Genomic DNA, 11572 nt, shown 5'->3' on the forward strand with positions numbered 1-11572 from the left:
TGGTTCGCGTTACGGACTGGCAGTCGCTAAGGCCCTGATTCTCGGACCTTGTGGGGAAGTGCGCAAGCCAGGGTCATCCGCAAGGCGGTGCCGACGAAGCCGACAAGCGCAGGTCATGGACTTGCGGTTATCATCGCGCCTCGCCCGGTCGCTGCTGGAACCGGGTTCGTCTTCGAAATCCCCCCGGAGTGTTGTCTTGAAGATCTTCTCGCCGTTGTACGCGCGGACGATGGCATGGTCGCGGCATCGACGCGCCCCCTGGTTTCTAGGTGGGCTCAGCTTTGCGGAGTCGTCATTCTTCCCGATTCCCCCTGATGTGATGCTGGCGCCGATGTGCCTGGCAAACCCGCGGCGGGCAATGTGGTTCGCCTTGCTCACGACGCTGGCTTCGGTTGCGGGCGGCTTGCTTGGCTATCTCATCGGGTACTTCGCATTCGACGCGATTGAGCCGTGGCTGCGGGAGACACGCTACTGGGCGGCCTACGAGCAGGCGGTAGCCTGGTTCGATACCTGGGGTTTCTGGGCAATCTTCGTCGCGGGCTTCTCGCCGATTCCGTACAAGGTGTTCACGATCGCAGGGGGCGTGGCGTCGATGGCGCTGGCGCCCTTCGTGCTGGCCTCGCTGGTGGGCCGTGGGGCGCGCTTCTTCCTTGTAGCCGGGCTGATGGCCTGGGGCGGCGAGCGCATGGAGGCCGTGCTGCATCGCTACGTAGACCGCCTGGGGTGGGCGACGGTCGCCGTGGTCGTGATGGGGGCGCTGATCTACAGCTTATAGGTACGCGCAGGGGCTTGCGTCTTGGCGCGCCGGCGCTACTGGGGTGCCGGCACTACTGGCCGCGCATGAAGAAGCGATCGAGTTCTGCCATGCTGAACTGCGTCCAGGTCGGACGTCCGTGGTTGCACTGGTCTGCGCGCTCCGTGGCCTCCATGTCGCGCAGCAGCGCATTCATCTCGGGCAGGGTGAGCTGGCGATTGGCACGTACTGCGCCATGGCAGGCCATCGTCGCGAGCAGTTCGTTGCGGCGCGCCGTCACCACCTCGGTGGCTGGGTATTCGCGCAGTTCCTGGAGGAGCTGGCGCATCAGTTCGGCCACGGGGGCGCCGGCGAGGAGGGCAGGCACGCTGCGTACGGCGAGTTCCTGCGGCCCGGCGGTGCTCACGTCGAACCCCATGCCGGCGAGGACTTCGCGGCATTCCTCTGCGGCGGCCATGTCCTTGGCGCTGACCGAGAACACGGCTGGAATGAGCAGGCGCTGGACGGCGGGCCGGCCATCGAGCACCGTCTTCAGGCGCTCGTAAAGGATGCGTTCGTGCGCTGCATGCATGTCCACCAGCACCAGGCCATGCGTGTTCTGCGCCAGGATATAGACCCCATGCAGTTGGGCGAGCGCGAAGCCGAGCGGTGGCGCCGCGCCCTCGTCTGCAGACAGGGTCCTGGTTGGCCATGCGGTTGTGGTTGCCGCGGCCTGGACTGGCGCAGCGCCGCCGACAGGGCGGGCGCCAGCGGCGAAGTCCAGGTAGCTGCGGCTTGCGGCTTCCATGGCGAGCTGGCCCTGGCGCGCTGGGGCGGCAGACCAGGCGTGCCAGGTCTGAGTCCCGGCGTTGCCCGTGCTGCTGCCGGTGAGCGCAGACGTGGCGGCCATGCCAAGCATGCCGTCGGCGGACGCTGCCCGATGCTGCGGCGCAGTCGAGCTCGCGTCCGATTCGATGCGGTTTGCACCGCTTTCGGCGAGCGTGCGCTTCAGCGCGTGGTAGATGAACTGGTGGACCGCACGCGCCTCGCGAAAGCGCACCTCGATCTTGGCTGGGTGCACATTCACATCGACGCCCGCCGGGTCGAGCTCAAGAAAAAGGACATACGCCGGATGGCGGCTGCCGTGCAGGATGTCGGCATAGGCTTCGCGCACTGCATGGGTGAGCAGCTTGTCACGCACGAAACGGCCATTGACGAAGAAGAACTGCGCGTCGCGGCTCGACCGCGAGTAGGCGGGCAGTGAGGCGAAGCCGGCCAGCCTCAGCGGCCCGGCATCTGCTTCCACCTGGCGCGCCTGGGCAACGAAGTCGTCCCCCATCAAGGCTGCAACCCGTTGCGCGGAAGGTGAGGGCGGCAGGCGGTGGGTCACGCGCCCGTTGTGCGCGAGCTGCAGGCTGATGTCCGGACGGGCGAGTGCGACGCGGCGGAACACGTCGTCGCAGTGCGCGTACTCGGTGGCCTCGGTCTTTAGGAACTTGCGTCGTGCCGGGGTGTTGAAATAGAGGTCGGCGACTTCGACCACGGTGCCCTGGTTGAGCGCGGCAGGCGCGATGCTGCGATCGCTGCCGTCGATGCGCCAGGCGTGAGTCGCAGCTTCGGCGCGGCTGGTGATCGTGGTGCGGGCGACGGCGGCAATTGCAGCGAGCGCTTCGCCCCGAAAGCCCATGGTGCCGACGCGCTCGAGGTCGTCGAGCGACGCGATCTTGCTGGTGGCGTGACGTTCGAGGGCGAGGGCAAGCTCCTCGCGATCGATGCCGCAGCCGTCGTCGGTGACCCTGATGCGGCGCACGCCGCCCTGTTCGAGCTGGACCTCGATCGCACGCGCGCCGGCATCCACTGCGTTCTCGAGTACCTCCTTGAGGACCGAGGCCGGGCGTTCGACAACCTCGCCTGCGGCGATCTGGTTGACCAGCAGGTCGGGAAGGCGGTGTATGTGGGGCATGGCGTGCTTGGATGATGAGCCGACGGCTGGGCGGCCTCGCATTATAGGCGCTGAGCTGCAGGCCGGGCCGCGGCGCCGGCCGTGCGCGCCTTGGCTCGAGGGGTAGGGCATGATCGGCAAGCGCTCGGTTATGATCCAGGGTCAGGGGCAATAGCGGGGGCACAGGGCAGATGCATCAAGCTGAGCGGGGGTTGCCGGCACGGGCCGCAGGCGCCCACCTCGGTGTGGCCTGCCTGATGTTGGCGCTAGCGGTGGCGCTCGGTGGTTGCTCGTCGCCGGGGACGGCGCCTTCTGAGCAGCGCGCGCGTGGTTTCGACCTGCGCCAGCTGCTCAAGACCGATATCAACCGCGTCGCCGAGCGCCATCAGCAACATGTGTTCGCCAGCTTGCGCCGCCTTGCCGACAAGCTGTACAAGCGCAATCCCGGTGAGTGGCGCAAGGGCGGTGCGGGCAGTGCCGAGGCAGCGATCTCGAGGATCTTCGACGAGAAGCATCGCTGGCGTTTTGCATCGCTAGGTAACCGTCGCGACCTCGACGCCATGCAGATTGCGCTGCATCCGGAGTATCGCGGCGACCGGGTCCAGGCCCTCGTCGTCGGGCTCGCCAGCATGGTGCAGACCGCCCTCGGCGATCGCGAAGTTTTTTACATGCTGGATGATCTGGAGCCCCAGCACATCTACAATGCCGCCCGTAACGTAGAGATTGCAGCGTGGAAGCTCGCGACGGCGCGCGACCCTTCGGGGCGCCCGCTGTTGTTGTCCAACGAGATGGGCGAGGTTGCCAACCTGAGCTTCGAGCGCGAGTTCGGTCGCATCATCGGGCTGCTCGATGCGCTCGCCGATATCGTCGAGGACGAAACCGACCGCACCGTCACACGCGTGGTCCAGAACCTCGGCACCGCGGTCTTCCTGCCTGTGTATTGAGCCAGCCAGCTACTTTGAAAGTGCCCGTGCTGGACCCTGTTTCCCGACTCCCTCATTGCCATGAAGTCCATCGTCATCCTTATCTCCGGCCGCGGCAGCAACATGGAAGCCATTGTGCGTTCACGCATACCCGGCGCCCGCATCGCCGCGGTGATCAGCAACCGGCCGCAGGCGCCGGGCATTGTCTTTGCGCGTGAGCACGGCATCGACACCGCGGTGGTCGACCACACCGCCTATCCGGATCGCGAGGGTTTCGACGCGGCGCTGATCGAGGCCATTGACGCCCACCGTCCGGATCTCGTGGTGCTTGCCGGTTTCATGCGCTTGCTCACTGCTGGCTTCGTGCGCCATTACGAGGGCCGTTTGCTCAATATCCACCCTTCGCTGCTGCCTGCTTTCACCGGGCTCAACACGCATCGCCGCGCCCTCGAGGCCGGGGTGAGGGTGCACGGCACGACGGTGCATTTCGTAACTGCCGAACTCGATTGCGGCCCGATCGTCGTCCAGGCGGCGGTCGAGGTGCGCTGCGGTGACGACGAGGCGGCACTGGCCGCGCGCGTTCTCGAGCAGGAGCACCGCATCTATCCGCAGGCCGTGCGCTGGTTCGTTGACGGGCGGCTGTCCATTGATGCGCACGGACGGGTGAGCCTGCGCGACGCGCCTGATGAGCCGCTGCCTGCACTTGTTTCGCCGCGCCTCGAGCCCTCGGGTGGGGGCGTGTCGTGAGCGGCAGCCTGCGCTTTGTCGTGCTGCTCTGCCTGGCCTGCCTGGTGCCCGCGGCCGCAGCAGCGGGTTTTGCCGATCCGCCGGCGACTGGCAGCATGCGTTTCGACGTTCATTACGGTTCTCAAGGCTTCAAGGTTGGCAGTGCCCAGCACAGCTGGTCCCTTGCGGATGGACGCTATGAGCTCGAACTCGAGCTTGAGGCGCGCGGGCTCGCGGGTCTGTTCGGCTTGCAGTACCGTCAGCACAGCCGTGGGCTGCTGAGCGGGGCGGGCTTGCGGCCCGAGCTGTTCAGTGTCGAGCAGCGCGGACGCAAGAGCGAGGCAGCGCATTTCGACTGGCCGGCAGGGCGTGTCAGCATCCGCCGCGATGGTGCGGAGCGGCGCAGCGGTACGCTCGAGGCGGGGGCGCAGGATCTGCTCAGCCTGTGGCACCAGGCCAGCCACGTCGCCCGTAATGGCAGGCCTGTCAGTCTTCAGGTCATCACCAACAAGAGCGTCAAGGACGCAGTGCTGGAGCCGGACGGCAAGGAGTCTCTGAGCCTGCCCATCGGCAAGGTGGAGACCTTGCGCCTGCGCGCGCACGCCGAGGATGGCGGGCTGAACATCCGGATCTGGCTGTCGGTGGACCATGGGCTGCTGCCGGTGCGCATCCGCATCGAGGACGAAAAGGGCGGAGTGCTGGATCAGCGCGCCGCCGCGATTGAAACGGGACGCCCGGCGGCGACCGCAACAGGAACCAAGAACTGACATGACCAAGACGAGCAAACCCGGCCGCCCGCGCACGGCAGGCAGAACTGCCACGACCGGCCGAACCGACAGGGCGGCGCGCCCGCAAGAGGCAGGCGCTGTCACCGGGGCGGGGATTTCGCGGCAGCTATTCATTCAGGCAACCCAGGCCCTGGGGGCAGTGCTCGCCTTCGAGTACCCGGCCGATGCGGTGTTGTCGCGCCATTTCCGTGACAACCGCGAGCTCGGACATCGCGACCGCGGCTTCATTGCCGAGGCGGTGTATGGGGTGCTACGCCGTTTGCGCTGGCTGCGCCGGCTGGCCGGTGCGGAGGCCACGCCGCGCATGCTGCTGCTGGCCTGGTTCGCGCGTGGTGAAGGCTGGCCGATGCGTAATTTCGAGGGCCTGGTGAGCGCTACCGAGAGCGATTGGCTTGCTTCCGTCAAGGCTGCCGACGCTGGCGAGATGAGTCTCGCCGAGCGCGTCGACCTGCCCGACTGGCTGGCTGAGCGGCTGCTGCAGCAGATGGACGAAGCCGAGCTGGTGGCGCTTGCACATGGGCTGAACCGGCCGGCGCCGCTCGACCTGCGGGTGAACCTGCTCAAGGCCGACCGCGACGGGGTGCTGGCGCAGCTGCAGGCCGGTGGTGTTGCCGCCGAGCCCGGCAGGCTGTCGCCGCAGGCCATCCGGCTCGCGGCCAAACCGGCGCTGCAAAAGCACACGCTGTTCCTGGACGGCAGCTTCGAGGTCCAGGACGAGGGCAGCCAGCTGCTTGGCCTGCTGGTGCAGCCGCGGCGCGGGGAGTTGGTGGTCGATTTTTGCGCTGGCGCGGGTGGCAAGACGCTGCAGCTGGGGGCGCTGATGCGCTCGACTGGCCGACTGTATGCCTTTGATGTGTCGGACAAGCGGCTGGCCAAGCTCAAGCCGCGCATGGCCCGCGCCGGTCTGTCGAACGTGCACCCGGTGCTGATTGCCCATGAGGCCGATGCCAAGGTCAAGCGCCTTGCCGGCAAGGCCGACCGCGTGCTGGTCGATGCGCCATGCACCGGCCTGGGTACCTTGCGCCGCAATCCGGACCTGAAATGGCGCCAGTCGCCTGCAGCAGTCGAGGAGATGGTCGCCAAGCAGGGGGCGATCCTGGCTGCGGCGGCGCGTCTGGTGCGCCCGGGAGGCCGCCTGGTGTATGCCACCTGCAGTCTGCTCGCGGAAGAGAACGATGCCATCGTCGACGCCTTCCTGGCTGCGCACCCTGGCTTCGCGCAGCTGTCGGCCCAGGACATCCTCGACAAGCAGGGGGTGGTCGTCGCCACTGGCGAGCGCCTGCGCCTGATGCCCCATGTGCACGACACCGACGGGTTCTTTGCTGCCGTGATGGAGCGCCGTGCCGAGGCTTGAGCACGCGCGCTGCGGCCTTGGTATCTGCGCCGGAGTGCTGCTCGCGGCCGGTGTGGTATTCGTTACGCCGGCGCTGGCCAGCCAGCGCTTTGCCGCCAAGGGCGAGGTAGAGCTGGCCTTCTCGCCCAGGGACAACACCGAGCAGGTCGTGATCGATCTCATTGCGGCTGCGCGCAAAAGCCTGCAAGTGCAGGCCTACGTGTTCACCAGCCGCAGCATCGCCGATGCCATGGTGGCGGCGCGCCAGCGTGGCGTGAAGGTGGAGGTGCTGGCCGACGCGCAGATGAACCGCCGCGAGAAGGGCAATGCCATCCCGCGCTTGCTGGCGGGCGGGGTGCCGGTCGCTTTCGAGACCAAGTACAACGCCGCCCACAACAAGCTCATCATTGCCGATGCCGAGGGGCCGGCCTGTGCGGTGCTCACCGGCTCCTACAACTTCACCTGGTCGGCACACAATCGCAACGCGGAAAATCTGCTCATCGTGCGCGGACATTGCGAGCTGGCACGCGCCTACCGCGACAATTGGCTGCGCCACCGTGCCGAAGCTACGCCTGTCAAGTCGCTGCCATGGCGGCCTTGACCCGATTGTGGACGGCGTGAAAGCGTATTGAACGCTTGGTCGTGCGCGCCGGTCTCAAGCTGGCGTATGCGCGCGGCGGCGCGTTCCGGGTAGTGGTTTCTGGTTTGCTGCGCGCGCTGGCGTAGAATCAAAGCGCTGTGTTCCTCAGAGGTGTTGTCACGCATGTATAACGGGCTGTTCGATCTTCCCTGGTGGGGCTATGTCGTCGTCGCACTCGCGCTCACCCACGTCACCATCGCTGCGGTGACGATCTTTCTGCATCGCCACCAGGCGCACCGTGCGCTGGACCTGCACCCTGTGCCCAGTCACTTCTTCCGCTTCTGGCTATGGCTCACGACGGGCATGGTCACGCGCGAATGGGCGGCGATCCACCGCAAGCACCACGCCAAATGCGAGACGGTCGAAGATCCTCATAGCCCGCAGACGCGTGGCCTGGCGAAGGTGCTATGGCAGGGGGCGGAGCTCTATCGTGCCGAGGCCAAGAATGCCGAAACGCTCGCACGCTACGGCCACGGTACGCCGGATGACTGGCTCGAACGCAACGTGTATCGCCATTCCGTGCTCGGCGTCTCGATCATGCTGGTCATCGATCTCATTGCGTTCGGTCCGATCGGCCTGACGATCTGGGCGGTGCAGATGGTGTGGATCCCTTTCTGGGCGGCAGGCGTGGTCAACGGGCTCGCGCACTATTGGGGCTATCGCAACTACGATTGCAGCGATGCATCGCGCAACATCCTGCCCTGGGGCATCCTGATCGGCGGTGAGGAGCTGCACAACAACCACCACAGCTTCGCGACGTCGGCCAAGCTGTCGGCGCGCTGGTATGAGTTCGACATTGGCTGGATGTACATCCGCATGCTGGAGATGCTTGGTCTGGCGAAGGTCAAGAAGACGATCCCCAAGCCGCGCCTGGTCGAGGCCAAGGCGGTGCCGGACCTGGATACCTTGCAGGCGGTCGTCACCCACCGCTACGACGTGATGACGAACTACATGCATTCGCTGCGCAAGCTTTGCGCTGCCGAGTTGAAGCGTGTCAAGCGCGATGCGGTGAGCGGTCTGGACGTCAGGGCAGTGCGGCGCTGGGTGCTGTCCGGCGAGGAGCGCCACCTTGGCGACGCGCAGAAGGAGCAGGTGCGCGTCGCCGTCGGCATGAGCCCGGCGCTGGCAACCGTGGTTGCGATGCGCGAGGAGCTGGCGGCGATCTGGGCACGCTCCAATGCATCGCGTGAGCAACTGCTGGCGCAACTGCAGGACTGGGTTACGCGCGCCGAGCAAAGCGGGATTGCCCAGCTGCAGGAGTTCGCCCTGCGCCTGCGCCGCTACGCTGTCTGAACAGCGGCGCCCGGCAGGCCGGGCTTCTTCAGGTGCGTACGGCGTCTGCCCAGCAGTTGGGCGTTTCGTATAGTCGTACGCGCTCGAGCCGCAGATGGTTGCCGTAGGTGTCGCGGTAGGCGGGATCGAGCAGGCGGAATGCCTCCGCGGCGAGATTCTCGGCGGTGGGAACGAGGTCCAGCACGACGGTCTTGTGTTCGGGCATCGAGGTGAGGAAGTCGAGCACCCGGGTGTCGCCACGATAGACCAGGAAAGCGTGGTCCCAGCGGTCCACGACGAGTTCCTTGGCGATGCGCTTGACGTCGGCGAAGTCCATGATCATGCCATTGACCGGAAGGCCGTCGGCCTTGATCACCTCGCCCGAAAGGGTGATCTCGAGCGCATAGCGATGCCCATGAAGGTGGCGGCATTGGCTGGCATGGTCGGGGATCCGGTGACCGGCATCGAACTCGAGGCGGCGGGTGATGCGCATGGCGACTCTCTCTTGTGGGGGCGCGGATTATAGCACCGGGGGCGCTGCTGCCGGTGTCCACGGAAATTGCAAGTCTCTGAGCTGACGATGAATTCTTCCATTTCTTCGGGTGCACCGGCAAACCGTGCCAGCACCCTGGACATCCGAAACCACGACCGCGATCTCGCCGGGCTCACCTATGTGTATCCGGTGCTGTCAAGGCGAGCAGGTGGGGTGTCGATCGGCATCAACCTCAACCCGAACAATGCCTGCAACTGGCATTGCGTGTATTGCCAGGTGCCTGGCCTGGTGCGGGGCAAGGCACCGGAGATCGATCTTGCCCGACTGCAGGACGAATTGCGCGGCTTCCTCGCCGACCTCATCCACGGCAGCTGGATGGCGCGCCACGTTCCCGATGGTGCGCGTGTCATTCGCGACATTGCCTTCTCTGGAAACGGCGAGCCGACGAGTGCGGCGGTCTTCGGCGAGGCGGTCGAGCTGGTTGCCGGGCTCAAGGCGGAGTTCGGCCTTGCGGCGGATGCCGTGCCGCTCAGGTTGATCACCAATGGCAGCCTGTTGGGCCAGGCACGCGTCCTCTCCGCAGTGCGCCGGCTGGCGGATGCGGGGGGAGAAGTGTGGTTCAAGGTCGATGCAGGCACGGTGGACGGTATCGAGCGCATCAATGGCGTACACCTGGAGCCGGAGGCCGTCGCACGCAACTTGCAGCGCTGCGCGCTGGCCTGTCCGACCTGGGTTCAGACCTGCATGTTCCGTTGGGATGGTCAGGTACCCGCGGACGCGGACATCGAGGCTTATCTCGGGGTGCTCGAGGCGGCCGGACTGGAGCACTTGCGCGGGGTGCTGCTGTACGGAGTTGCACGTCCGTCCATGCAGGCGGAGGCGTCACGACTCAGCGCCTTGACCAGCGACGAACTCGAAGCGATTGCCGAGCGCATCAGAAAAAAAGGGCTGACGGTATCCGTCAGCCCTTGAGTTCGATTGCCCGGTGATCAGCGCTCCTTGCGCTTGGCACGAGCTTCCTTCTTGAGCGTCTTGTAAAGCTCGGGGTTGGTCGCCTTGAGGTACTCGGCGACATCCACGTCGTCGCGCTTGACCTTGTTGATGTCGATTTGCTCGACATGCACCAGGCGCAGCAGCGCCTGCACGGGGCGAGGGATGTTGCGCCCGCTTTCGTAACGCGACCCGCCACTCTGGGTCACGCCGATCTTGGACCAGAACTGCGACTGGTTCAGGCCGAGCTTTCGGCGAATTTCGCGAACATCGATTTTTTCGGTGACTTTCATTACGGTATTCCTTTTTCTCTTGACCAAGGTGGACACGGCAACGGGGTCGACTCTGGCATGGGGTGAATGGGTTTCCTATGACCTAAGTCATAGGGTGTATGAAGTATAGATCACTATCCTTTCCTCATACAATGTGGTTTTTGTTGTTTTAGTTGAAATCTGTGATTTTTTGCCTGATGTCCTCTGTCTGCCGGCGTCCTCCGGCAAATTCCTGTCCTGACGCCTTCGACGGTAGTGACGAGGCACTTTCACGTCAAATTGGATACGACAATGGCACTAATAGTTCAGCTTGACGCCGTCGTGTGCTGACCTTCCTTCGGGGGGTGCCGGCTCGATTCGGCCAATGGTGCGATGCATGAAAAAGGCGCGTGAACGTGTTTGACCGATAGCCCCGAACTCGCTATGATCGCGCCTTCCTGATGGAGACGTGGCCGAGAGGTCGAAGGCACTCCCCTGCTAAGGGAGCATGCGGGCTAAAACTCGCATCGAGGGTTCGAATCCCTCCGTCTCCGCCAGAGCACTGAAGCCCCTTGTTTCGAGGGGCTTTTTTGCGTTCACGCGGCGCACCTCAGGGAGGTCGGAGTGCCCTGGTCTTTCTCTTCGGGACCGAAGTTCTTGTTTGTCGTGCCCTTCGTGTCCCCTGGCAGACTCCGCAAGGCAGAGCCCGGTGCAGGGCCGGGCTTGCAGGGGCGGGTGCCTTAGCGCTCAGCGCAGGTCGAGGCGATGGTCCTTGTCAGCGTTCATCTTGGGCGACCACGGTAGGCCGCTGTTCTGCCAGCCGTTCTTGAGGCGGAATCCGGCCTGTGTTCCTTCCTTGATCGCTTCGCCCTGGAAACCGTTGATGACGTAGCGTGCGTTGGCAAAGCCGCTCTCGCGCAGAAAGGCGGTGTGATCAGCGCTATGTCACCGAGGTTACACAGGACTGCCGTGCAAGGACGCCAGGCGTACGACGGCCAGGGCGATGCCGAGCAGACAGGCGGTACCCGAGAACATCAGGCGCCAGGCCAGGTGTCGTGGTACGAAGCCGACGCCACGCACGAAGCCCGCGCTCATGGCCCAGAACAGTGCCATAGCGGCCCAGTGGTCCGCGCCGCCCTGCGGACCGGAGAGGGCGGCGGGCCAGGCGGTGATGCCGAGCATGATCGCGATGGCTGTCAGCAGCGGCAGCAGGCTGATCCCGCCGGTCGGCGCGGCGGGCGGGTGGGGGGCGACCTTCGTGTTCATCGTTGCCTCCTTGCCGCCTTCAGTGTGCGCCGCTGCCGTTCGGGTGAACCGGATCGGCGTCGAGACGGGGCTGTCGCAGCGCGTCGGCGCGTGCCTCTTCGCGCGCCTGTTCATTTTCGCCCCACAGGGCGTTGAGGATGGCCAGCAGCACGGCGAAGCCGATGCCCAGGACCCAGGCGAAATACCACATGTCGTTCTCCTTGTTTCGTGTGCGC

Annotated in this window: 13 protein-coding genes and 1 tRNA gene; 9 read left to right on the forward strand and 5 right to left on the reverse strand. The window is 65.4% G+C overall.

Annotated elements, in window-relative coordinates; genetic code table 11:
* Positions 1-196 precede the first annotated feature (196 nt).
* A complete protein-coding gene (locus C662_RS00680) occupies positions 197-775 on the forward strand; it encodes a YqaA family protein (RefSeq protein ID WP_037983899.1) in 579 nt (192 codons plus the stop codon).
* A gap of 52 nt (positions 776-827) precedes the next feature.
* On the opposite strand, the gene mutL is transcribed toward C662_RS00680, so the two are convergent.
* Positions 828-2696 carry a DNA mismatch repair endonuclease MutL gene (gene mutL / locus C662_RS00685; RefSeq protein WP_002923704.1) on the reverse strand — a complete coding sequence of 623 codons (1869 nt, stop codon included), beginning with the start codon at positions 2694-2696 and terminating at the stop codon, positions 828-830.
* Between the two features lie 224 nt (positions 2697-2920).
* Between mutL and C662_RS00690 the strand changes: the two genes are divergently transcribed.
* From C662_RS00690 to C662_RS00715, 6 genes are all read left to right on the forward strand, one after another.
* The gene (locus tag C662_RS00690; RefSeq protein WP_002923705.1) at positions 2921-3619 is read left to right on the forward strand and encodes a hypothetical protein; all 699 of its coding nucleotides are present in this window, start codon (positions 2921-2923) and stop codon (positions 3617-3619) included.
* A 60-nt stretch (positions 3620-3679) separates the two neighbouring features.
* The gene (gene purN / locus C662_RS00695; RefSeq protein WP_002923706.1) at positions 3680-4345 is read left to right on the forward strand and encodes a phosphoribosylglycinamide formyltransferase; all 666 of its coding nucleotides are present in this window, start codon (positions 3680-3682) and stop codon (positions 4343-4345) included.
* Positions 4342-5091 (forward strand): DUF3108 domain-containing protein, encoded by a 750-nt coding sequence (locus tag C662_RS00700; protein WP_002923707.1) that lies wholly within the window; start codon positions 4342-4344, stop codon positions 5089-5091. The genes purN and C662_RS00700 overlap by 4 nt, the downstream gene beginning before the upstream one ends.
* A 1-nt stretch (position 5092) precedes the next feature.
* On the forward strand, positions 5093-6466 hold the full coding sequence (locus C662_RS00705) for an RsmB/NOP family class I SAM-dependent RNA methyltransferase (protein ID WP_002923710.1): 1374 nt from the start codon (positions 5093-5095) through the stop codon (positions 6464-6466).
* Positions 6453-7046: a phospholipase D family nuclease gene (locus tag C662_RS00710; protein WP_002923712.1), complete on the forward strand. Its 594-nt coding sequence runs from the start codon at positions 6453-6455 to the stop codon at positions 7044-7046. Before C662_RS00705 ends, C662_RS00710 begins: the two co-directional genes overlap by 14 nt.
* A 162-nt stretch (positions 7047-7208) precedes the next feature.
* Positions 7209-8378, forward strand: coding sequence for a DesA family fatty acid desaturase (locus tag C662_RS00715; RefSeq protein WP_002923713.1), 1170 nt, complete (start codon positions 7209-7211; stop codon positions 8376-8378).
* A gap of 28 nt (positions 8379-8406) precedes the next feature.
* Here the strand turns inward: C662_RS00715 and queD are convergent, their stop codons facing one another.
* Positions 8407-8850 carry a 6-carboxytetrahydropterin synthase QueD gene (queD, locus tag C662_RS00720; RefSeq protein WP_002923714.1) on the reverse strand — a complete coding sequence of 148 codons (444 nt, stop codon included), beginning with the start codon at positions 8848-8850 and terminating at the stop codon, positions 8407-8409.
* A gap of 87 nt (positions 8851-8937) precedes the next feature.
* Here queD and C662_RS00725 point away from each other — a divergent pair, with 87 nt between their 5' ends.
* Positions 8938-9822 (forward strand): radical SAM protein, encoded by an 885-nt coding sequence (locus C662_RS00725; RefSeq protein WP_002923718.1) that lies wholly within the window; start codon positions 8938-8940, stop codon positions 9820-9822.
* Positions 9823-9839: 17 nt separating this feature from the next.
* Here the strand turns inward: C662_RS00725 and C662_RS00730 are convergent, their stop codons facing one another.
* Entirely contained in the window at positions 9840-10133 is a 294-nt protein-coding gene (locus C662_RS00730; RefSeq protein ID WP_002923721.1) for a helix-turn-helix domain-containing protein, read from the reverse strand.
* A gap of 421 nt (positions 10134-10554) precedes the next feature.
* On the opposite strand from C662_RS00730, the gene C662_RS00735 reads away from it, so the two are divergent.
* Positions 10555-10648, forward strand: a tRNA-Ser gene (locus tag C662_RS00735).
* Positions 10649-11045: 397 nt separating this feature from the next.
* Here C662_RS00735 and C662_RS00740 read toward each other — a convergent pair.
* Both C662_RS00740 and cydX read right to left on the reverse strand, forming a co-directional pair.
* Entirely contained in the window at positions 11046-11357 is a 312-nt protein-coding gene (locus C662_RS00740; RefSeq protein WP_002923722.1) for a cyd operon YbgE family protein, read from the reverse strand.
* Between the two features lie 19 nt (positions 11358-11376).
* Positions 11377-11547 carry a cytochrome bd-I oxidase subunit CydX gene (gene cydX, locus C662_RS00745; RefSeq protein ID WP_002923724.1) on the reverse strand — a complete coding sequence of 57 codons (171 nt, stop codon included), beginning with the start codon at positions 11545-11547 and terminating at the stop codon, positions 11377-11379.
* Positions 11548-11572: the final 25 nt, after the last annotated feature.

Source organism: Thauera sp. 28 (genome assembly GCF_000310145.2).
Lineage (GTDB): Bacteria > Pseudomonadota > Gammaproteobacteria > Burkholderiales > Rhodocyclaceae > Thauera > Thauera mechernichensis.